This window comes from Bradyrhizobium sp. 40 (genome assembly GCF_023100925.1).
GTDB lineage: Bacteria > Pseudomonadota > Alphaproteobacteria > Rhizobiales > Xanthobacteraceae > Bradyrhizobium.
Map to the genome: position 1 here is coordinate 504,469 of NZ_CP064688.1, position 22,208 is coordinate 526,676.

Genomic DNA, 22,208 nt, shown 5'->3' on the forward strand with positions numbered 1-22,208 from the left:
GGCAGGCGCGCTGGTTTCAGGGGATAACGAGGACATGCGCGTTTCGAATGTCAGCATCAGCAGCGTGACGTTCGCGGCCGATCTTTCCGGCGCGCTGTTCTGGGAAGAGCAGCGCCTGCTCGTCGTCTCCGATCTGCATCTGGAAAAAGGTTCCAGCTTCGCCATGCGCGGCGTGCTGCTGCCGCCTTACGACACCATCGCGACGCTCAGTCGTCTCGCTGCTGTCATCTCCCGCCATGATCCGCGAATCGTCATTGCGCTCGGCGACAGTTTTCACGATCGCACCGCGCATGGACGGCTGTCGGCGGAGGATCGCGACGCGGTCGCCGCCATGCAGGCCGGCCGTGACTGGATCTGGATCTCAGGCAATCACGATCCGGCGCTGCCGCGTGATCTCGGCGGCACCGTCGCCGACGAAGTCGCGATCGGCGCGATCACCTTCCGCCACGAACCGACCGGCGCGAGCGGCGAGATCGCCGGCCATCTTCATCCCAAGGCTCGCGTCTCCGCGCGCGGCCGTTCGATGGAGCGCCGCTGCTTCGCCTGCGACGGGATGCGCGCCGTGATGCCCGCCTTCGGCGCCTATGCCGGCGGCCTCAGCATCCGCGACGCGGCGTTTGCAAAGATCTTTCCAAAGAACGGTTTTGTCGCGCATTTGCTCGGCGACCGCCGCGTCCACGCGATCGCCGCGTCACGGTGCAGTTAAGCCGCCTTCGCCTGCACATCGTCGCAGAACTCAGCCAGCCGATCGGCGAGCCGCAGCGTCGCGGGACTTGCGCCCGGCGCGGCCATCAACGCGACTTCCGTCCGGTTGATTGGCGCAAAGCCGTCCTTTGCGGTCAGCACGCGATGGTCGGACTGGATCGCCATCTCCGACAGGATGCTCAAGCCCATGCCGGCGGCGACCGCGGCCTGGATGCCGGCGAGGCTCGATGACGTATAGGACATGTGCCAAATGCGGCCCGCGCTTTCCAGCGCGTGGATGGCGCCGGCGCGGTAGAGGCAGCCGAGCGGAAAGCCGATCAGCGGCACCGAGGCGACATCGGCATGGATCGGATGGCTCTTGCTGGTGACCCAGTGCACCTGCTCCGGCCACACCGCTATCGCGCCCTTCGCGCCGGCCTCGCGCTTGAACAGTGCGAGGTCGAGTTCGCCGCGATCGAGGTCGCGCGCGAGATTCTTGCTCTGGTCGGCGCGCACATCGAGCCGCAGACCCGGATGCGAGCGCGAGAAGGCGCCGAGCAGCTTCGCCAGCCGATACGCCGCGAAATCCTCGGGAATGCCGAGCCGGATCGCGCCTTCGCCGTCGGGCTCGCGCAGCACGTCGCGCGCCTCTTCCGCAAGCGACAACAACCGCCGCGCATAGGACAGCAGCCGCTCGCCGGCTTCGGTCGGGCGCACGTCCTTGCCGTCGCGATGCAGCAGCACCTGGCCGACATCCTCCTCCAGCCGCTTGATCTGCTGGCTGACGGTCGATTGCGTCCGATGGACGCGCTCGCCGGCGCGGGTGAAGCCGCCGGCATCGACCACCGAGACGAAGCTGCGCAGGAGTTCCAGATCGAGCATGGACGGCCTCCATTCGAAAATCCACTGATCGGTAGTTAATCATTTAATTTCCAAATGGCAAGCGGGCTCCCTAGATCGAGGGCTAGGAGAATGTCCCTCATGTCGCTCGCCCCTTCGATCTCCGTTCCCCGCAGTCGCTTCAACACGCTGCCGCTTGCGATCGGCCTGTTCTGCCTGCTCTGGAGCTACGCCTTCGTCGCCGGCAAGATCGGCGTCACCCATTGCCCGCCGCTGATCCTGCTCGCCGCGCGCTTCTCGCTGGCCGGCATCCTGATCCTTGGCGCCACGCTCGTTCGCGGCGATGACTGGTCGCTGTCGTGGCGCGATGCCGCGATCTTCGCCGTGCTCGGCGTCGCCAACAACGCGCTCTATCTCGGGCTTGGCTACACCGGCCTGCAGTCGGTTTCGGCCGGCCTCGGCGGCCTGATCGTGTCGGCCAATCCGGTGTTCACGGCCGGCCTCGCCGCGCTTCTGCTCGGCGAAGGCATGACGTGGCGCAAGGCGAGCGGCCTCCTGCTCGGCATCATCGGCGTGACCTTGATCGTCTGGCACCGCCTGTCCGTCGGCACCGACTCACTGCACGGCATCGTGTTCACGCTGGCCTCGCTTGCCTCCCTCGTCGCCGGCACCATTTTGTTCAAGCTGCTCGCGCCAAAAGGCTCGTTGTGGATCGGCAATGGCGTGCAGAATCTCGCCGCCGGCATCGTGCTGACGCCGGTGGCGCTGACCTTCGCCGATGTTCATGCCATCGACTTCACGCCGGGCCTGATCGGCGCCTTTGCTTTCCTCGTGCTCGGTGGCTCGATCCTGGCCTACTGGCTCTGGTTTCATCTCCTGAAAGTGTGTGGCGCGACGGCTGCCAGTGCCTATCATTTCCTGATGCCGCCGCTCGGCATGCTGTTCGCGTATCTCGTCCTGGGCGAGCACGTCGAGGCGCGCGATCTGCTCGGAATCATCCCGGTCGCACTCGGCATCTACCTGGTGACGCGGCCCGCCAAATCCGTCTCGTAACAGGAGCCCATCATGCCCATTTCCATCACCCTGATCGGCGGTCCCACTGCCCTGATCGAGATCGATGGCTTTCGCCTGCTCACTGACCCGACCTTCGATGCGCCGGGCGCCTATCAACTGCCGCATGTGAAGCTGGAGAAGACGATCGGCCCTGCGCTCAAGGCCGATGCGATCGGCCCGATCGATGCCGTGCTGCTCAGCCACGACCAGCATTCGGACAATCTCGACAATTCCGGCCGCGAGTATCTCAAACATGTGAAGCGCGTGCTGACCACCGAGGCCGGCGCGCAGCGCCTCGGCGGGCATGTCGAAGGTTTGGCGCCGTGGGGCACGGCGCAGCTGAAAGATCGTGACGGCAGCACGCTGACGATCACCGCCACGCCCGCGCGTCACGGCCCGGCCGGCATCGAGCCGCTGTCAGGCGATGTCATCGGCTTCGTGGTGTCGTCGAGCCGGACCGACACCACATCGGTCTACATCAGCGGCGACACCACCTGGTTCGATGGCGTCGCCGAGGTCGCGCGCCGTTTCAAATGCGGCGTGGTGATGCCGTTCGCCGGCGCCGCGCAAACGCGCGGACCCTTCCATCTCACCATGGACACCAACGACACCATCGAGACCGCACGCGCCTTCCCCGATGCGATGATCGTGCCGGTTCATACGGAGGGTTGGGCGCATTTCCGCCAGAACAGCGAGGATCTGCGCAAGACATTTGATGTGCTGGGTTTCGGGACGCGGCTGCGGTTGCTCGAGCCCGGCGTGCCGACGGTGGTGCAGGCGCCGTAGTTAGCACCACAGCCGTCATTGCGAGCGCAGCGAAGCAATCCAGAATCCCTCCGCTGCGACAGTCTGGATTGCTTCGCTGCGCTCGCAATGACGAGCGTATGCGGCTAATCCTTCCGAAACACAATCGACGCCATCCAGCCCGTCATCAGCGCCATCGCCGCGGTGACGAGGCCGTAGATCAACCCGTTCTGCCGCGCGGTGGTGGCGACGAACTGCTCGAAGCCGACCTTGACGATCTCGAACGCGGTCTCGGTCTTGCCGATGAACGCGCCGTCGGCGAACAGCTTGATCTCGACCTCATAGGTGCCGATCGGCACCTCCGCCGGCAGTGGAATGCCGGTGCGAAACAACGTTGGCGTCAGGAACGTCACCGCGCTCGGATCCTCGCGGTAGAGACCGCGCTGGGTGCGCAGGCGGATGAAGGCGGAGCGGAACGCGTCGTTCGGCACCACGTCGGCATAGTCGCCGCTGACCCGTTGGGTCAGCAGCACGTTGTTGAGCCCGATCTGCTGGCGCCGCGCGATCTCGGGCGAGGTGATGACATCGAAGGAGCGGTTGGCGAACAGCGCAAGATAGCTCGGCACCGCCAGGAACTGACGGTAGTCGGTGTTGATCCAGATCCCGAAGGTACGCTCCTTGCGCCGCGTCACCATGTCGGCGCGCGGGCCCATCACGGTGACGACGAGATCGTAGGTCTTGCGGTCGGCGCCCGTGGAGGCGTCCTTCTCAACCGAGCCAAACAGTACCAGCTCCTCGCCGGAATAGTTTGGCGTCACCGTGACGCGATGGTTGGAGACCGACACGATCAGCCGCTCGGCGCGCGCGGCGGAGCCGAGCAGCAGAACGAGCAGGACTGCGAGAGCTGCGCGCATCATCCGTTCACCCCCAGCTCGCGGATGGTGAAGAGGTCCTCGGTCCGGATCACCAGCTCGATGGCGAAGCGAACGCCGACCGAGAGGATCAGCAGGCCGAGCAGCAGCCGCAGCTGCTCGCCGCGGATCTTCTGGCCGGCGCGTGCGCCGAACTGCGCACCGGTGACGCCGCCGACCATCAGGATCAGCGCCAGCACGGCGTCGACCAGGTGGTTGGTCACGGCATGCAGCAGGGTCGCAAACAGCATCGTGACCAGCGTCAGGACCATCGAGGTGCCGATCACCGTCGAGGTCGGCACCCGAAGCAGGTAGATCATGATCGGCACCAGGATGAAGCCGCCGCCGATGCCCATGATGGCGCCGATGAAGCCGATCAGGATGCCGACGATCACGACCGGAATGACCGAGAGGTAGATCTTGGAGCGCTTGAACCGCATCTTCAGCGGCAGGCCATGAATCCAGCTATGCGTGCGTCGTGGCGCCAGCGCGCCGCGCCGGGTCCGCATCAGGGCACGCAGGCCTTCGGAGAACATCAGGCTGCCGACGGTGGTGAGCAGCACGACGTAGGACAGTGCGATCATCAGATCGAGCTGGCCGAGCGCGCGCAGCTGCGTGAAGGTCCACACGCCGAGCGCCGTCCCGGTGACGCCGCCGCACAACAGCACGCTCGCCAGCGCGGGGTCGATCGCGCGGCGCCGCCAATAGGCAAGCGCGCCGGAAAAGGACGAGGCTGCGATGTGGCTCGCGACGGAGGCGACCGCGACCGCCGGCGTGATGCCGATGAAGATCAAAAGCGGCGTCATCAGGAAGCCGCCGCCGATTCCGAACATGCCGGAGACGAAGCCGACCGCGGCGCCCATCGCCAGCACGAGGAAGACGTTGACCGGAAGATCGGCGATCGGGAGATAGAGCTGCATCGAGAGACCACGCTTCCCGCGAGACGGATCGGTTGGGCGGAATGCTCGCAGGAGGGCAGAACGATTGCCGCGTCCCTCAATAGCGGAATTCGGCGGCGGGCGGGACCAGGAATTTCGGGCGTGGTGAATGGGGGTGAGGAGGGCGATCGAGGAAGCCGTGGCTCCTCCAATGTCGTCCTGGCGAAAGCCAGGACCCATTATCCCGACTGGTAGTTATCGCGGCAGGCTGTGGCCACACTGTCCTCCAACAACGATCGCTTGTGGTAATGGGTCCTGGCTTTCGCCAGGACGACCAGTCCAGATTTTCGTCAGAGACGGTTGAGTGACCCCTCTCAATGCACCGCCGACGCCGCGCGCTTGGCGGCAACCGGCTTCGGCGCAGGCTTCGCGTTGGCCTGCGGCGCGCTGTCCCAGCCGCCGTTCGGGGCCGCAACATTGACGGCGTCGTCGGGCTGCGGCTCGGCGCTGAAGGTCTGGATCGCGAGCTTGGCGGCGGCGAGCGATTGCGGGTCGAGCCGCTTGGCAACATCATCGCGCTTGGTTGCTGCGTCCGCATCGCCCTGGGCGGCGGCGAGGGTGAACCATTTGTAGGACTCGGCGAGGTTCTGCTCCACCCCGATGCCGCGGGCATAGAGGATGCCGAGGTTGAACTGGCTGTCGGCGACGCCGCGGTCGGCGGCCTTGCGGAACCACAGTGCCGCGCTCTTGTAGTTGGCGCCGCGTCCGCCGCCATCGGCGTCGAGCACCGCGAGATTGTGCATCGCCTTGGCGTTGCCGCGCTCGGCCGCCTGCGTGTAGTAGCGGCGGGCGATGTCGGCGTCCTTCTTCACGCCGAGACCCTTTTCGTAGAGTGTCCCGAGGCGGAAGGTCGCGGGTACGACGCCGGCCTGCGCCGCGCGGTCGTACCATTTGGCGGCTTCTTCATAGTTTGCAGCCACGCCCTTGCCCTCGGCAAAGCGCACGCCGATCTCGTAGGCCGCGGTCGCATCGCCCTTCATCGCGGCGGTACGCAAGCCGGGGCCACCGATGCCGTCAGGCAGCTTTTCGGTCGGCGGCACCTGGATCATCGCGAGTTTCGCGCGGCTCGTGCCCGACAGCGCGCCGGTGACGTCGCTGGAGGCCGGCTGCGGCGCTGCGGCAGGCACCGGCGGAATTTCGACCGAGGCCGAGTTGCCAGAATTGGCGGCAGCAGGCGCGGCATTGTTCTGGGATTGCCGGCCGATCGGGGTCGGCGAGGTCATTGACGGCGTGACCTGCTCGGGCGTGGCGGGCTTGTTCTCGACCGGCGGCGGTGCCTGCGGCGCGGGTGCGGGCGACGAATTCTCCATCGCCTGCGGCGACGGTGACGAGCTGCTGCCATCGAGCAGGTTCATCGCCATCTTGAAGGTGCCGAGCACGATCACGACCACGCTCGCGCCGACCAGCAGCGAGCGGATCTTCGAGGTGATGGTCGAACCGCCATCCTTATCGCTGGCCTTACCCTTGTCCTTTGCGCCGCCGGCAGATGCCTTGGCGGCCCGGCCTGTTTTCTCGGGTGGCTGCGCGGCGGCGGCTTGCGCTGCGCGGCGCGCGGCCGCGATGAAGCTCGACGACGACACCGGCTCCTTGGGCGCGGCCGGGATTTCGCTGATCGCGCTTTCGGACGCAGCAATGCGCTCCGACGGCGTGGCGATGCGTGCACCCGGCCTTGTGCCCGGCTCGAGCGGATGATCCGGCGGCAGTTCGGGCGCAAGCGCGGCGCGCGTGGGCGCCGTATGCGGCTCCAGGATTTCGCTGATCGCGCGTGGTGGAAGCGGCGACGCCATCGGCATCGGCGGCGGCGCTGCCGGCGCGGCGGCATGGAATTCGCGCGGCGCGGCGGCGAAGGCGGCGTGCGCCGCCTGCGCGGCGGCCGGATTGGGCAACTCGGGCTTCGGATCGTATTTCGGGTGCTGCTGTGGCTGCGGCCGTGGCTCGCGCGCCATCGGCGCAGGCTCCATGGGAGCGGCCATCGGCATCGGCATCGGCTGCGGCGCAGGGGCGGGCGGCGCGGTGTGCACATTGCGAAGATCGCCCTCGATCATCGAGAGACGATCGACGACGTGGCCAAGGGCGTTGTGGACGGCCTCCAGCGAATCCTGGGTGGTCCGGTTGGTCTCGGCCTGGCTGAAGCGGATGTCGGAGAGCTCGCGCTTGACGAGATCGACCATGCCGGAATCGGCGGTCGGCGTGGAGTTGCGGCTCTCGGCGAGCGCTGAATAGGTCGCCTGCTGCCGCTCCAGGTGGCGCAGGATGTCGTGCAGCCCGTCCTCGACGCGGCTGAAATTGCCGTTGCGCGGATCGGCGGCGGCCTCGAGCCGCTCCAGCAGATACGAGACCCGCTGTTCAAGATGAGCAAAGGTCGAAGCCGAGTCGTTGCCGACCTGCATGCGGTCGAAACGGTCGGACAGGGCGCGGATCGCGCTTTCGAGCTGCTCGCTGCTCTCGGATGGCTGAGGGCGCTCGCGCGTTTCCAGAGCGGCGGTGAGCGCCGCGATGCGCTGCTCCAGCACCGCAAAACTGTCGCCCTGGCCGGACGCACGGGTGACCTGGTCGACCTTGGACGACAGCAGCTGCACGTCGTCCGAGAGCCGTGCCAGCGCTTCGTTGGAGGCGACGTTGGAGACGATGCCGCGCAGCGCCGAGATCGCGCCTTCGAGCTGGCGGACCGTCGAGGGATCGTCATTGGCGCGCAGGATCAGATCGAGCTTGGCGCCGAGATTGCGGATCGCCTCGTCATAGCCGGTGAGCTGCTCGGCCGGGGTCAGCGTGCGGAGCACCTGCTTGATCTCGGACAGCGCGTGCTCGATGCCAGACAGGACCTGACCGTCGGTGCCGTTGGAGCGGGTCTCGTCGATGCGCCGATGCAGCGAGCGGATCTCGTTCTCGATCGATTCGATCGCGCGGCGCGGCATTGCCTCGGTGATGGCGTTGCGGATCTCCGCAAGCTCGCTGCGGAAGGTGTTGATCGCCTGTTCGGTATTGTCAGGGCGCTGCAGCGACTCGATCTGGCTCGTGATCTTGAGCAGATGGCGCTCGAGCGCAGAGAAATCCGGCCCCGGCTGCGGTGGCGGCGGAGCGTAGGCAGGCGGCGCGGGCGGTGCGTAAGGAGCTGCCGCAGGCGCGATCGAGGGTGCTGCGCGCGGCGGCATCTGCCTGGGCGTAAAGCCGTCGAGCTCGCTCTGTCGCGCCGTGATCTCGGCGACCGCGACGTCGAACGAAGCGGGGCTCAGGGGCGGTGAGCTGCGATAGACCTGCGCTGCCGCGCGCTCGACCGCATCGGCCTGGCGCTGGCGCGTTTCAACGGGGGCCTGTCGAGGTGCCGGAGCCTGCTGCGGCTTCGAAATTTGCGAAAGCCTTGCATCGAGTCGAGAGATCGCGTCGTTGAGCTGGCGCGCAACGCCCTGCTCGCGCGAAACGTCTGGTCGCGGAGTGTCTTGCCGCGAAGGATCTTGGCGCGAAGGATCTTGCCGCGGCGCCGGCTTCGAAATCCGTTCGATCTGCTGGGTGATGGCGTCGAGCCGCTGGTGGATGTCGGCGACTTCGCGGCTTTCCTGGCTCGGGACGTGACTCGGGACTTGGCTCGGCAGTTGACTCGGAACGTGCTGGGCTTGTGGACGCTGGTCGTAAAGTCCGCGGAAGTTCGGCGGGGCGGTCTCGCCGAGCGTGGAGTTCAGCCAATCGTTGAGTGACATACCGGCGCGACGCGCAGCAGCTTCGGCCCGCTCCCGGACGGATGGATCGATGCCGTCAACACTCCACGATACGCGCGAATTCATGACTCTGTCCGGTTCCGACTCCGGCGCCCCACCCGGCGCCTCCAGTCTTCCCTCGCGTGCCGGTTGCAAAGACAATCGGATTTGGCGCGGGTCGTCTGCCTCGAAAACCGACTTTTGTCTGTTACGGTAAATAACGGGTTAAGGAACCCGTTGACGCTGTCTTAAAGTTGGGCGGCGGAGTGCGGGTGGCTTGCACACAAGCCCGGCCATGACGAAGCAGAGACACCTCAGCCCTTGCCCTCGCGCTTGCCGTCCTCCAGCGCCACCACGGTGCCGCTTGCGCTCATCGCCGACAGGGCCTCGAGCGCCTCTTCGCAGAAATCGGCGACCATCTGCTCGTGCCGGGCGCCGAGCTGAAGCAGCAGCAGGTTACCGAGGTCGAGCACGCCGGAGGCCGCCCCTTCCGGAAAGCGCTTCTTCAGGATGCGCTCGTAGTTCTCGTGGCGATCGCGGTGGTGCTCGAGCCGGGCCATCAGGTCGGTGCGCATGGGCTCGAGGCCGATACTGTCCAGCGCATGCAGCCGCACCAGGAGGTCGTCCTTGATGGAGGGGGGCGTGCTTGGCCGCGCGGCCCAGTGCCGCAGCGCTGTTCGGCCCTCCGGAGTCAGCGTATAGATCAGCTTGTTGGGCTTGCCGGTCTGCACGACCTCGCGGCCCTGGATGTAGCCGCGGTCGCGCAGCTTGGAGAGCTCGCGGTAGATTTGCTGGTGGTCGGCCTTCCAGAAGAAGCCGATCGAGGAATCGAATGTCTTGGCGAGCTCGTAGCCCGTCATCGGACGTTCCGTCAGGCATGCGAGGATTGCGTCGCCTAAAGCCATGACCCGGTCCTCCTGTTCTCGACCTTAACCAATTGGCTTGACTTTATGCGCATCGGCGCATATGCGTCAATGTGCATATGAGGCAACCCAAGAACGAGGGCAAACACCGCCCCGAAAACCTCAATGGAATCAACCTTCGCGCTACTGTGCATGGGGTTGTTTTCGCGTTTTTTGCCGAAGCCTTAGTTGCTTTGCCTTTAGGGAGGCACCTGAATGACCGGCCTCGAGTCCTGGTACGGCTACATGAAGTCGCATGACCGGGCAGCGCTCTGGGATCTGCTCCATCCCGACGCCGTCTTCGAAAGCCCCGTCGTGCACGCGCCGCAGCGCGGCCGCGACATCACCTTCAAATATCTGGCCAGCGCCGAGAACGTGCTTGGCGGTCCCGGCTTCACTTATGTCGGCGAATGGAAGAGTGAGAGCGGCGCCGTGCTCGAATTCAAGACCATGATCGACGGCATCGAGATCAATGGCGTCGACATCATCCGTTTCGACGGCGAGGGCCGCATCACGCATTTCAAGGTGATGGTGCGGCCGCTCAAGGCGATCAACATGCTGCATCGCCTGATGGCGGAGCAGTTGGCCGCCGCTCAATCATAAGCCAACACCGATCACTTCAAGGCCTGCCGGGAGACCACCATGCCGATCTACAAAGCCCCCGTCGAAGACGTGAACTTCCTGCTCAACGACGTCTTCCAGATCGACCGCTACGACAATCTGGCCGGCTTCTCCGATGCGTCGAGCGACGTGCGCGAAGCCATTCTCGGCGAAGCTGCCAAGCTCGCCGAAGAGGTGCTGCAGCCGCTCAACCGCGTGGGCGATCTCGAGGGCTGCAAGCGCGCCGATGACGGCAGCGTCACCACGCCCAAGGGATTCAAGGAGGCGTTCAAGCAGGTCGCCGAGGGCGGCTGGCTCAGCCTGTCGGCACCGACCGAGTTCGGCGGCCAAGGCCTGCCGGTGACGCTCTCCCAGGCCGTCAACGAATTCCAGATATCCGCCAACATGGCGTTCTCGATGTATGGCGGCCTCACCATGGGCGCGACCGCAGCGCTGATCGTCCACGGTACGCCGGAGCAGAAGCAGACCTACGTGCCGAAGATGGTGGCGGGCGAGTGGACCGGCACCATGAACCTGACCGAGCCGCATTGCGGCACCGACCTCGGCATGCTCCGCACCAAGGCCGTGCGGCAGGCCGACGGCAGCTTCAAGATCACGGGCACCAAGATCTTCATTTCGGCCGGCGAACATGACCTCGCCCCCAATATCATCCACCTCGTGCTCGCCCGCGTCGAGGGCGCGCCCGCTGGCATCAAGGGCGTGTCGCTGTTCGTGGTGCCGAAATTCCTCGTCAATGCCGATCGGTCGGTCGGCGCACGCAATGGCGTGGTCTGCGGCTCGATCGAGCACAAGATGGGCATCCACGGCAATTCCACCTGCGTGATGAACTACGACAACGCCGTGGGCTGGCTGATCGGTGAAGAGAACAAGGGCATGCAAGGCATGTTCGTGATGATGAACGAGGCCCGCCTCGGCGTCGCCGTGCAGGGTCTCGCGCAGTCGGAAGTGGCCTATCAGAACGCGGTTGCCTATGCCCGGGATCGCATCCAGGGCCGTTCGCTCACGGGTGCCAAGGCGCCGGACAAGCCGGCCGATCCGATCATCGTCCATCCCGACGTGCGTCGCACGCTGCTGTCGATCCGCTCCTTCAACGAGGCCGCGCGCGCCTTCGTGATGTGGACCGCGCTGAAGAGCGACGTCGCCCATCGCTCCGAGGATCCCAAGGACCGCCAGGCCGCCGACGATCACATGGGCCTGATGACGCCCGTACTGAAAGGCTTTCTCACCGACTACGGCTTCGCCAACGCGGTGCAGGCGCAGCAGATCTATGGCGGCCACGGCTACATCGCCGAGCAGGGCATGGAACAGTTCGTGCGCGATGCCCGCATCGCCATGATCTACGAAGGCGCCAACGGCATCCAGGCGCTCGACCTCGTCGGCCGCAAGCTGCCGCGCGACGGCGGCCGCGCCATCATGGCGTTCTTCGGCGAGGTCATGGCCTTCGCCAAGGAGAACGGCGGCGACGAGGCGATGAAGCCCTACGTTACCCCGCTCTCGGCTTCGCTCGGCCATCTCCAGCAGGCCACGACGTGGCTGATGCAGAACGCGATGGCCAAGCCCGACAATGCCGGTGCCGCCGCGACCGATTACCTGAATCTCTTCGGCTTCGTCGCGCTCGGCTACATGTGGGCGAAGATGGCGAAGGTGACGCAAGCCAAGATTGCCGAGAGCGGGGCGACTCCCTATCTCTCGACCAAGCTCGTCACCGGCCGCTTCTTCATGGAGCGGATGCTGCCGGAGACCGCCGCCAATCTCGCGCGCATCCAGGCCGGCTGCGCGACCATCATGGAACTGCCGGCGGAAGCGTTCTGAAGCCGCTTTCGCTGCGACCCGATCAAGACCAGAAGATCATCACATCAGGAGGGCGTCATGCCTGAGGCATTCATTTACGACCACGTCCGCACCCCGCGCGGCCGCGGCAAGGCGGACGGTGCGCTGCACGAAGTCACCGCGCTCGCGCTCGCGACCGTGCCGCTCAAGGCGCTCAAGGACCGCAACAACCTGCCGGAAGATTCCGTCGATGACGTCATTCTCGGCGTGGTCGATCCGGTCGGCGAAGCCGGCTCCGACATTGCGCGCTTCGCCGCGCTGAAGGCGGGCCTCGGCGAAGCGGTACCGGGCGTGCAGATCAGCCGCTTCTGCGCCTCCGGCCTCGACGCCGTGAATTTTGCCGCAGCCCAGGTGATGAGCGGCCAGCACGAGCTCGTGATCGGCGGCGGCGCCGAATCGATGAGCCGCGTCGGCATCGGTGCTTCCGGCGGCGCCTGGCCGATGGACCCGTCGATGGCAGTGCCGGCCTATTTCATGCCGCAGGGTGTCTCGGCCGATCTGATCGCGACCAAATACGGCTTCTCGCGTGACGACGTCGACGCCTATGCGGTGCAGAGCCAGCAGCGTGCGGCGAAGTCCTGGGATGAAGGCCGCTTCGACAAGTCGGTCGTCCCGGTGAAGGACATCAACGGCCTCACCATCCTCGCCAAGGACGAGCATATGCGTCCTTCGACGACGATGCAGTCGCTGGCGCAGCTGCAGCCGGCGTTCACGATGATGGCACAGATGGGCGGCTTCGACGGCGTCGCGGTGCAGTCGCATCCGGAAATCGAGCGCGTCAATTACGTGCACCACGCCGGCAATTCGTCGGGCATCGTCGATGGTGCCGGCGCGGTTCTGCTCGGCAGCAAGGAAGCCGGCGGCAAGTACGGCCTGAAGCCGCGTGCGAGAATCCGCGCGTTCGCCAATATCGGGTCCGAGCCGGCGATGATGCTGACCGGTCCGGTCGACGTCACCGAAAAGCTGTTCGCGCGCTCCGGCATGAAGAAGTCGGACATCGACCTGTTCGAGCTCAACGAGGCCTTCGCCTCCGTCGTGCTGCGCTACATCCAGGCCTTCGACATCGACAACGCCAAGATCAACGTCAATGGCGGCGCGATCGCGCTCGGCCATCCGCTCGGCGCGACCGGTGCCATGATCCTCGGGACCGTGCTCGACGAGCTCGAGCGCACCAACAAGGCGACCGCACTGGTGACGCTGTGCATCGGCGGCGGCATGGGCACCGCGACCATCATCGAACGCGTCTAAGGGTAGGGAGCAACCAGCATGGCTTACAAGAATTTCAAGGTTGAGACCGATTCCGACGGCATCGCACTGGTCACCTGGGATATCCCGGGCCGTTCGATGAACGTGCTCGACGAGACCTCGACCAACGAGCTCGACGCGATCGTCAAGGCGACCACGGCCGACGCCGCGGTGAAGGGTGTCGTCATCACCTCCGCCAAGGAAGCGTTCTGCGCGGGTGCCGATCTTTCGATGCTCGAGGGCATGAACCAGGCCTACGCAAAGGTCTTGAAGGAGCAGGGCGAGACGGCGGCAAACCAGATGCTGTTCGAGCAGAGCCGGCGCTTCTCGCAGGTGTTGCGCTCGATCGAGACCTCCGGCAAGCCGTGGGCAGCGGCGATCAACGGCCTCGCGCTCGGCGGCGGTTTCGAGATCACGCTGTGCTGCCACTATCGCGTGGCGGCGGAGAATCCCAAGACCCGCCTCGGCCTGCCCGAGGTCAAGGTCGGACTGTTCCCGGGCGCCGGCGGCACGCAGCGCGTGCCGCGCCTGGTGCCGCCGCAGGACGCGATGACGATTCTGCTCAAGGGCGATCCGGTCACGATCGAGAAAGCCAAGGCACTGAATCTGATCCACGCCATCGTTCCCGCCGCCGATCTCATCAAGGCGGCAAAGGACTGGATCAAGGGCGGCGGCAAGGCCGTTGCGCCCTGGGACGAGAAGGGCTTCAAGCTGCCGGCCGGCCCGGTGTTCTCCAAGGCAGGCATGATGATGTTCCCCGCCGGCAACGCGATCTATCGCCGCGAGACCTACGACAATTATCCGGCCGCACGCGCGATCATGAGCTGCGTCTATGAGGGCCTGCAGCTGCCGATCGACGCCGCATTGCGCGTGGAATCGCGCTACTTCACCTCGGTGCTGCGCTCGAAGGAAGCGGCGGCGATGATCCGCAGCCTGTTCCTGTCGATGCAGGAATTGAACAAGGGCGCGCGCCGTCCGAAGGATGTGCCGCCGACCAAGGTGAAGAAGATCGCCGTGATCGGCGCCGGCTTCATGGGTGCGAGCGTCGGCTATGTCTCGGCCCGTGCCGGCCTCGACGTCGTCCTGATCGATCGCGACCAGGAGAGCGCCGACAAGGGCAAGGCGCATGCGCAAAAGGTGATCGAGGAGCAGATCAAGAAGGGCCGCGCCAAGCCCGGTGACGCAGAAGCGCTGCTCGCCCGCATCACGCCGACCGCGGACTATTCCGCGCTGAAGGACGTCGATCTCGTCATCGAGGCCGTGTTCGAGGACCGCAAGGTCAAGGCTGATACCTTTGCCAAGGCGCAGGAGCATATGAAGCCGGACGTGATCTTCGCGTCCAACACCTCGACGCTTCCGATCACCTCGCTGGCGGAATCCTTCAAGGACCAGGGCAGGTTTGTCGGCATCCACTTCTTCTCGCCCGTCGAGAAGATGATGTTGGTCGAGATCATCCAGGGCAAGAACACCGGCGATCTCGCGATCGCGACCGCGCTGGACTACGTCCGGCAGATCGGCAAGACGCCGATCGTCGTCAACGACAGCCGCGGCTTCTTCGCCAATCGCTGCGTCGGCCGCTACGTCGCCGAAGGCAACGAGATGTTCCTCGAAGGCGTGCCGCCGGCGATGATCGAGAACTGCGCCAAGATGGCCGGCATGCCGGTCGGCCCGCTCTCGCTGTCGGACGAGGTCGCGCTCGACCTCGGGCTCAAGATCATGAAGGCGACGGAAGCCGACCTCGGCCCCAACGCCATCAATCCCGATCAGAAGAAGCTGATGGTCGAGCTGGTCGAGAAGCAGGGCCGTCTGGGCCGCAAGAACAGCAAGGGGTTTTACGACTACCCCGAGAAGGGCAAGGGTCAGAAGAGCCTGTGGCCCGGCTTGTCCGCGCTGCAGCCCAAGCAGCTCGACCCAGATACCCTCGACGTCGAGGAGCTGAAGCAGCGCTTCCTGGTGGTGCAGGCGGTGGAAGCCGCGCGCACGGTGGAGGACCACGTCATCACCGATCCGCGCGAGGCGGATGTCGGCTCGATCCTCGGCTTCGGCTTCGCGCCGTTCACCGGTGGCACGCTGTCCTACATCGACTTCATGGGTCCCAAGAAGTTCGTCGAGCTTTGCCACAAGCTGGAAGCGAAATACGGCTCGCGCTTCACCCCGCCGAAGCTCCTCGAGGAGATGGCTGCGAAGGGAGAAACCTTCTACGGCCGCTTCGCGCCGAAGAAGGCGGCCGCGTGATTCTCTGAACCCCTAGCCGGGATGAAAAATACGAAAGGCCGGATCTCCATCCGGCCTTTCGCATGTGCGCTCAGGCAGCCTGAATCAGCCCTTCCTTCTTCATCGCTTCCTGCACCTGCGGCCGCGCCGCGACGCGGGTCTTGTACGCGGCAAGGTTCGGCATCGCCGAGAGGTCGAACTTCATCCGGTCGCCCCAGGTCAGCATCGTGAAGAGATAGCCGTCGGCCACCGTGAACTGCTTGCCCATGAGGTAGTCGAGGCCGGCGAGCTGGCTATCGATGTATTTCAGCTTGCCCATGACGCGGTCCTTGAAGAAGGCCTTGGCCTCGTCGTTCAGCGCCGGCGCGAACATCGGGCCGAAGCTCTTGTGGACCTCCGAGGTGAGGAAGTTCAGCCATTCGAGCAGCTTGTAGCGCTCGGCGCTGCCGTGGGCCGGCGCCAGCGCCTTGGCAGAGGCCTGATCGGCGATCATCTGGACAATCACCGGGCCTTCGGTCACGATCTCTCCGCTATCGAGGCCCAGCGCAGGGACCTGGCCCTTGGGGTTCAGCTTCAGATAATCCTCACCGTTTTCGAGCTTCTTGGCCCGGATATCGACCTTGACCAGTTCATAGGGCAGGCCGGCCTCCAGGAGCGCGATATGGGGAGACAGCGAGCAGGCACCGGGCGAATAGTACAATTTCATGGAATTTCCTCCTCTTGTTGCTTGGTTCAGGCGAAAGAACGACTACATGCATCTGCTTGAAATAGTCAAGATTGATGCAGGTGCATCGAATAGGGTAAGAGACGGGCGACTAGCTTGAGCGGGACCATGAAACGCAAACCATCGACCGAGGCGACTTCCGCCTGGATCCGCTTGATGCGGGTGCAGAGCCGCGTGCTCAATTGCGTCGAGCAGGACCTGAAGAAGGCCGGCTTCCCGCCGTTGGCATGGTATGACGCGCTGCTCGAACTGTCACGGGCGCCCTCGGGCGAGCTCCGGCCGGTCGAACTCGAACGGCAGATGCTGATCCCGCAATATTCGACATCGCGGCTGATCGACCGTCTGGTCGACGAAGGCCTCGCCTCGCGGCGTGAATGCAAGATCGACAAGCGCGGCCAATTCGTGGAGATCACGGAAGCCGGCCGCGAATTGCAGAAGCGGATGTGGGGCGCCTATTCGGCCGCGATCGAGAAATATGTCGGTTCGAAACTGTCCGATGCGGATGCCGTGAAGCTCAGCGGTCTGCTCGACCGTCTCGGCTGCTCGTGCGGCGAGATGAAACTGCCGCCTGCCCACGTCAACGAAACCACGCCGTCGCGATGAGCGCGCGGCACACCAGCTCGTCCGTGCAGCCGGTGGCTGCGCGGACCATCCCTGTCACCCACGCGCGTTCGATCGAAGCGCTTTTGATTAGAGTCTGATATGGCGCGAGACCAGATCGATATGACGCCGTTGCAATCGCGTGACGAGCTCGTCAAGTGGTTCGAGGAAGGCTGCAAGGACCCGTCAGAATTCCGCATGGGCACCGAGCATGAGAAGACGCCGTTCACGCTCGAAGGCCACCGCCCGGTGCCCTACGAAGGCCCGCGCGGTATCGGCGCGCTGCTCGAAGGCATGAAGCTCCTGCTCGGCTGGGAGCCGATCATGGAGAAGGGTAACATCATCGGCCTCTACGACGTCACCGGCGGCGGCGCGATTTCGCTGGAGCCCGGCGGGCAGTTCGAGCTTTCGGGCGCCCCGGTCGAGAACGTGCACCAGACCCAGAGTGAGCTGATGGCGCATCTGGCGCAGGTGCGCGAGATCGCGACGCCGCTCGGCATCGGCTTTCTCGGGCTCGGCATGACGCCGTCCTGGTCGCGCGCCGACATCCCGGTGATGCCCAAGGGCCGCTACAAGATCATGACCAATTACATGCCGAAGGTCGGCCAGTACGGCCTCGACATGATGTACCGGACCTGCACGGTCCAGACCAATCTCGACTTCTCCTCCGAAGCCGACATGGTCAAGAAGCTGCGTGTTTCGCTCGCGCTCCAGCCGGCCGCAACCGCCTTGTTCGCCAACTCGCCGTTTACCGAGGGCAAGCCGAATGGCTTCCTCTCCTTCCGGTCCGAGATCTGGCGCGACACCGACAACGCGCGTGCCGGCATGATGCCTTGGGCATTCGAGGATGGCATGGGCTTCGAGCGCTATGTCGACTACGCGCTCGACGTGCCCATGTATTTCGTCAAACGCGACGAGGACTACATCGACGTCTCGGGCTCCTCGTTCCGCGCCTTCTTCGATGGCCGCAACAACAATTTGCCCGGGGAACGTCCGACGTTGTCGGACTGGGCCAACCATCTTTCGACAATTTTCCCGGAGGTGCGGCTCAAGCGCTATCTCGAGATGCGCGGCTCCGATGGTGGCCCGTGGGGCCGACTGCCGGCGCTATCGGCGTTCTGGGCCGGGCTGCTCTACGACGATGTGTCGCTGGATGCCGCCTGGGACCTTGTGAAGCACTGGAACGCGCATGAGCGTCAGGCCCTGCGCGACGACGTGCCGCGCTTCGGCTTCAAGGCGCGGATCAAGGACCGCTATCTGTTCGAGATCGCCAAGGAGTGCCTCGCTTTGGCACATGCCGGCTTGCGCCGGCGCGGCCGGATCGACCAGCTCGGCCGCGACGAGACCAGGCATCTGGAGCCGCTTGACCGCATCATCGATTCCGGCCGCACGCCAGCTGAGGAGATGCTCGACAAGTTCAAGGGCCCATGGAACGGCTCGGTGGAACCGGCGTACGCGGAATACGCGTTCTAGACCAAGGTCCCAACGGTCGGGACTCGAGCCGTTCATCGCCCGTACAGGTTTGCGGCGATCAAATGGCCGGCTGAAAAACCCGAGCGTCGTCAATAACTCGAAAGCTGTTCCGATGGGGAAGGGCCGCCTGGCCGTCATGGCAAGGGTCCTGGCAAGGGTCCTGGCAAGCGTCCTGGCCTGCGCCGCGCTGCTTTCGCTCGCGTTTGCGAGCTGGCCTGCGCGCGCCCAGACGGCGTTCGATCGGCCAGGCGGAGACTATTTCAGCACCCCCGTCACGTCGGGCGATCCCGAGGATTGCGCACTGCTGTGCGAGCGCGACCGCCGTTGCCGCTCGTGGAGCTTCAGCTATCCTGACGTCGAAGGCGGCTCGGCGGTGTGCTGGCTGAAGAACACGGTGCCTGCGCGCGTGCCGGGAAGCTGCTGCATCTCCGGTGTGCGCGGTGCCGGCGTGATCGAGCCGCGTGTCGAAGGCGTGGAGACCTCGATCGACCGCCCCGGCGGCGATTTGCGCAATTTCGAGATGAAGGACGGCGAAGGCGAAGAAGCCTGCAAGGCCGCCTGCACCGCCGACAACAAATGCCGCGCCTTCACCTATGCCCGCCCCGGCTACACCGGACGCGAAGCGCGCTGCTTCCTGAAAAAGGAAATCAAGCCGCCGCGGCGGAAGGCAGGGTTCACGTCGGGCGTGGTGCGGTAGCATGCAGCTCTCACCGCCGTCATTGCGAGCGTAGCGAAGCAATCCAAAATTGCTTCCGCGGCGGCAGTCTGGGTTGCTTCGTCGCTTCGCTCCTCGCAATGACGAGGAGGGTAAAGCGACACCTCACTCGGCCGCGATCACCGTGATCTCGGGCCACAGCGTCTTCCAGCGTGCCGCCTTCGCCGCGTAATTGGCGGCGGAAAAATTCGGCGCCCGATTGGGTCGCACGATCAGCTTCGCGACGTCGTCGAACCCGTGCGGCGCGTAGACGTCGAAATCCCCGCCGGCAGGGCGGATGCCCACCTGCGTATTCTCCGTGAGGAAGCGGTCGATACCGTCGGTCGCGCGCATCAAGCGCGGATAGGGCAGACCGTGCTTGCCGGGATACCAAACGTGCACGCGCGCCTGGTTGCGGATTTCGACCTTGGCGCCGAGATGCGCGAGCGGCGCGTGCAGCTTGCGGATCACCGCGTCTTCCGCCTCCCATGCGGTGTCGGAATCGAAATAGAACACGTCATAATCGACGATGCCGTGATCGATCGGGCGGCCCGTGAGCACGTTCCACACCGTCTGCACCAGGCAGCCCGCGACGAGCCACGCATCCGGCACTGCGAGACGATGGATTTCATTGAGGATCGCTGCGTTGAACGGATTTCGCAGGGCGAGAGCCAGAAATTCGTCGCGGATCATTACTGTTGCGCTCCCTCTCCCGCGTGCGGGAGAGGAGTGAAGACATTCCGGCCTTCAATGCACGGCGGTGAAAAACCGTGCCATGCGAAATCCGGACAGCCAGGTCCACACCGGCTGGCCCCGGATGCCGAGATCCCAGGATCCGAGCACGGCATCCGCGCGGCCGACCAGATTGTCGATCGGCAGCATGCCGACGCCGCCGGAGCGCAAGGGCACGCGGCTGTCGGCGGAGTTGTCGCGGTTGTCGCCGAGCACGAAGAGATGGCCAGCCGGCACCGTCACTTCCTGCGTATTGTCGAGCGGACCGTTGTCGCGCATCTTGAAGATCAAATGCGAGACGCCGTTCGGCAGTGTCTCGACATAGCGATAGGCGGGTTCGCTGCCGCCATTGTCATCCTCGGCGGCGCCAACGCCGTCCGGCTTCAGCTCGGCGGGGCGGTCGTTGACGAAGAGCTGGCCCTGGCGCAGCTGGATGCGGTCGCCGGGCAGACCCACGACGCGCTTGACCCAGGCCTGCGAGCGGTCGCCGGGCCAGCGGAAGACCACGACGTCGCCCTGCTTCGGTGTCTCCGCGAACACGCGGCCGCTCTCGGGCAGGTTGATCTGGATCGGCAGCGACGAGGTGCCGTAGCCGTAGGGGAATTTCGAGGCGATCAAGGCGTCGCCGATCAACAGCGTCGGCTCCATCGAGCCCGACGGCACGTAGAACGGCTCGGCCAGCGCGCCCTTGGCGATGAACACCGCGGCGACGATGCCGGCGAGCTGCACGAGCTGGCCTGCCCAGCCGCTGCTCTTCCGCTTGGTGGTGACAGTTATCTTCTCGACACTCATCCGCCTGTTCCACCCACCGTAATGCGTTCCATCAACAGCGACGGCTGGCCGACGCCGACCGGCACGCCCTGACCGTTCTTGCCGCAGGTGCCGATGCCGGTATCGAGCGCGAGGTCGTTGCCGATCATGCGAATGCGATGCAGGTCGGTCGGCCCGTTGCCGATCAGCATGGCGCCCTTCAAGGGCGCACCGATCTTGCCGTTCTCGATCTTGTAGGCCTCGGTGCACTGAAACACGTATTTGCCCGAGGTGATGTCGACCTGGCCGCCGCCGAAATTCGCGGCGAAGACGCCGTTCTTCACCGAAGCGAGGATCTCGGCCGGATCGCGGTCGCCCGCGAGCATGTAGGTGTTGGTCATGCGCGGCATCGGCACATGGGCATAGCCCTGGCGGCGGCCGTTGCCGGTCGGCTTCATGTTCATCAGCCGCGCGTTCTGGCGGTCCTGCATGTAGCCGACCAGGACGCCGTCCTCGATCAGCACGGTGCGGTTGGTCGGCGTGCCCTCGTCGTCGATCGACAGCGAGCCGCGGCGCGAGGCAATGGTGCCGTCGTCGACCACGGTGACGCCCTTGGCCGCGACCTGCTGGCCCATCAGGCCGGCAAACGCAGACGTCTTCCTGCGGTTGAAGTCGCCTTCGAGGCCATGGCCGACCGCCTCATGCAGCATTACGCCGGGCCAGCCGGCCCCGAGCACGACGTCCATCTCGCCGGCGGGGGCGGGAACCGATTCCAGATTGACCAGGGCCTCGCGCAGCGCGCCATCGGCGGCGTCGCGCCAATTCTTGCTTTCGATGAATTCGGCGTAGCCGGCGCGGCCGCCATAGCCCTTGCTGCCGCTCTCCTGGCGGTCGCCCTGACCGGCGACGACGGAGACGTTGACGCGCACGAGCGGGCGGATGTCGCGATAGCTCTCGCCGTCGGGCCGCAGGATCTCGACCACCTGCCAGGTCGCGCCCAGGCTGACGCTGACCTGCCGCACCCGCGGATCCTTGTCGCGCAGATAGGCGTCGATCTCGGCGAGCAGCTTGACCTTGGTTTCGAAGCCGGGGGCATCGAGCGGATTGTCGTCACTATAAAGCCGCACGTTGGTATGCGCTGGAGGCGCGGCGAAGCTGCCCGAATAACCACCGCGCACCGCCGCGACCGCGTCCGCAGCGCGAATCAGCGCCGGCAGCGACACGTCGGAGGAATGCGCATAGCCGACGGCGTCGTCCTTGACGGCGCGCAGGCCAAAACCCTGCGAGGTGTCGTAGGTCGCCTGCTTCAGCCGTCCATTGTCGAACATCAGCGCTTCGGTCTGGCTGTATTCCAGGAACAATTCGCCGTCGTCGGCACCGGCAAGCCCGCGCGCGAGCTCGTTGCGAACCTGGTCGCGGTCGAGATTGGCGCGGTCGAGCAGGGAGGTTGTGGCAGGGTTGGTCATGCGTCCGTCCATTATCGGGGGATGTGAGGCAAGATAATGGTTTCCCGGCAGTTCCGCGAGGGCGCCAAGTCTCACATTACGGAAACAATAGGATT

Annotated in this window: 19 protein-coding genes; 10 read left to right on the top strand and 9 right to left on the bottom strand. The window is 65.3% G+C overall.

Annotation, left to right across the window (positions count from 1 at the left end; translation table 11 throughout):
• Window positions 1-34: 34 nt before the first annotated feature.
• Window positions 35-706: a ligase-associated DNA damage response endonuclease PdeM gene (gene pdeM / locus IVB40_RS02355; protein WP_247283134.1), complete on the top strand. Its 672-nt coding sequence runs from the start codon at window positions 35-37 to the stop codon at window positions 704-706.
• Here the strand turns inward: pdeM and IVB40_RS02360 are convergent.
• A complete protein-coding gene (locus tag IVB40_RS02360) occupies window positions 703-1,566 on the bottom strand; it encodes a LysR family transcriptional regulator (RefSeq protein ID WP_027570015.1) in 864 nt (287 codons plus the stop codon). The two genes, pdeM and IVB40_RS02360, sit on opposite strands and share 4 nt — an antisense overlap.
• A 99-nt stretch (window positions 1,567-1,665) precedes the next feature.
• Here IVB40_RS02360 and IVB40_RS02365 point away from each other — a divergent pair, with 99 nt between their 5' ends.
• Window positions 1,666-2,577, top strand: a complete 912-nt coding sequence (locus IVB40_RS02365) for a DMT family transporter (RefSeq protein ID WP_247432344.1) — start codon at window positions 1,666-1,668, stop codon at window positions 2,575-2,577.
• A 12-nt stretch (window positions 2,578-2,589) separates the two neighbouring features.
• Window positions 2,590-3,363: an MBL fold metallo-hydrolase gene (locus tag IVB40_RS02370; RefSeq protein WP_247817998.1), complete on the top strand. Its 774-nt coding sequence runs from the start codon at window positions 2,590-2,592 to the stop codon at window positions 3,361-3,363.
• Between the two features lie 104 nt (window positions 3,364-3,467).
• Here the strand turns inward: IVB40_RS02370 and IVB40_RS02375 are convergent, their stop codons facing one another.
• The 4 genes from IVB40_RS02375 to IVB40_RS02390 all read right to left on the bottom strand — a co-directional run bounded on the left by IVB40_RS02375 (window position 3,468) and on the right by IVB40_RS02390 (window position 9,767).
• A complete protein-coding gene (locus IVB40_RS02375; protein WP_247432341.1) occupies window positions 3,468-4,238 on the bottom strand; it encodes a TIGR02186 family protein in 771 nt (256 codons plus the stop codon).
• Window positions 4,235-5,152, bottom strand: a complete 918-nt coding sequence (locus IVB40_RS02380; RefSeq protein ID WP_247817999.1) for a sulfite exporter TauE/SafE family protein — start codon at window positions 5,150-5,152, stop codon at window positions 4,235-4,237. The genes IVB40_RS02375 and IVB40_RS02380 overlap by 4 nt, the downstream gene beginning before the upstream one ends.
• A 332-nt stretch (window positions 5,153-5,484) precedes the next feature.
• Window positions 5,485-8,949 carry a tetratricopeptide repeat protein gene (locus IVB40_RS02385; protein WP_247818000.1) on the bottom strand — a complete coding sequence of 1,155 codons (3,465 nt, stop codon included), beginning with the start codon at window positions 8,947-8,949 and terminating at the stop codon, window positions 5,485-5,487.
• A 227-nt stretch (window positions 8,950-9,176) separates the two neighbouring features.
• Complete coding sequence (locus IVB40_RS02390; RefSeq protein ID WP_027570021.1) at window positions 9,177-9,767, bottom strand: PadR family transcriptional regulator; 591 nt, start codon at window positions 9,765-9,767, stop codon at window positions 9,177-9,179.
• Window positions 9,768-9,980: 213 nt separating this feature from the next.
• Here IVB40_RS02390 and IVB40_RS02395 point away from each other — a divergent pair, with 213 nt between their 5' ends.
• From IVB40_RS02395 to IVB40_RS02410, 4 genes are read left to right on the top strand one after another with little or no spacing between them, the layout of a single operon-like run.
• Window positions 9,981-10,367: a nuclear transport factor 2 family protein gene (locus tag IVB40_RS02395; RefSeq protein WP_247818001.1), complete on the top strand. Its 387-nt coding sequence runs from the start codon at window positions 9,981-9,983 to the stop codon at window positions 10,365-10,367.
• Window positions 10,368-10,406: 39 nt separating this feature from the next.
• Window positions 10,407-12,197 carry an acyl-CoA dehydrogenase C-terminal domain-containing protein gene (locus tag IVB40_RS02400; RefSeq protein WP_247818002.1) on the top strand — a complete coding sequence of 597 codons (1,791 nt, stop codon included), beginning with the start codon at window positions 10,407-10,409 and terminating at the stop codon, window positions 12,195-12,197.
• A 57-nt stretch (window positions 12,198-12,254) separates the two neighbouring features.
• A complete protein-coding gene (locus IVB40_RS02405; RefSeq protein ID WP_027570024.1) occupies window positions 12,255-13,463 on the top strand; it encodes an acetyl-CoA C-acetyltransferase in 1,209 nt (402 codons plus the stop codon).
• A gap of 18 nt (window positions 13,464-13,481) precedes the next feature.
• A complete protein-coding gene (locus tag IVB40_RS02410) occupies window positions 13,482-15,695 on the top strand; it encodes an FAD-dependent oxidoreductase (protein WP_247818003.1) in 2,214 nt (737 codons plus the stop codon).
• Between the two features lie 70 nt (window positions 15,696-15,765).
• Here the strand turns inward: IVB40_RS02410 and gstA are convergent, their stop codons facing one another.
• Window positions 15,766-16,380, bottom strand: coding sequence for a glutathione transferase GstA (gene gstA, locus IVB40_RS02415; RefSeq protein WP_247818004.1), 615 nt, complete (start codon window positions 16,378-16,380; stop codon window positions 15,766-15,768).
• A 126-nt stretch (window positions 16,381-16,506) separates the two neighbouring features.
• On the opposite strand from gstA, the gene IVB40_RS02420 reads away from it, so the two are divergent.
• The 3 genes from IVB40_RS02420 (at window position 16,507) to IVB40_RS02430 (ending at window position 19,168) form a co-directional block, all read left to right on the top strand.
• A complete protein-coding gene (locus IVB40_RS02420) occupies window positions 16,507-17,001 on the top strand; it encodes a MarR family winged helix-turn-helix transcriptional regulator (protein ID WP_027570026.1) in 495 nt (164 codons plus the stop codon).
• A gap of 99 nt (window positions 17,002-17,100) precedes the next feature.
• Complete coding sequence (locus tag IVB40_RS02425) at window positions 17,101-18,471, top strand: glutamate--cysteine ligase (protein ID WP_247818005.1); 1,371 nt, start codon at window positions 17,101-17,103, stop codon at window positions 18,469-18,471.
• A gap of 112 nt (window positions 18,472-18,583) precedes the next feature.
• A complete protein-coding gene (locus IVB40_RS02430; RefSeq protein ID WP_247818006.1) occupies window positions 18,584-19,168 on the top strand; it encodes a PAN domain-containing protein in 585 nt (194 codons plus the stop codon).
• A 123-nt stretch (window positions 19,169-19,291) separates the two neighbouring features.
• On the opposite strand, the gene IVB40_RS02435 is transcribed toward IVB40_RS02430, so the two are convergent.
• Genes IVB40_RS02435 through tldD form a run of 3 tightly spaced genes read right to left on the bottom strand, consistent with a single transcriptional unit; the run spans window position 19,292 to window position 22,113 of the window.
• The gene (locus tag IVB40_RS02435; RefSeq protein ID WP_247818007.1) at window positions 19,292-19,858 is read right to left on the bottom strand and encodes a nucleotidyltransferase family protein; all 567 of its coding nucleotides are present in this window, start codon (window positions 19,856-19,858) and stop codon (window positions 19,292-19,294) included.
• A 54-nt stretch (window positions 19,859-19,912) separates the two neighbouring features.
• A complete protein-coding gene (gene lepB / locus IVB40_RS02440; RefSeq protein WP_027515268.1) occupies window positions 19,913-20,689 on the bottom strand; it encodes a signal peptidase I in 777 nt (258 codons plus the stop codon).
• Window positions 20,686-22,113, bottom strand: a complete 1,428-nt coding sequence (tldD, locus tag IVB40_RS02445; protein ID WP_247818008.1) for a metalloprotease TldD — start codon at window positions 22,111-22,113, stop codon at window positions 20,686-20,688. Before tldD ends, lepB begins: the two co-directional genes overlap by 4 nt.
• Between the last annotated feature and the right edge of the window lie 95 nt (window positions 22,114-22,208).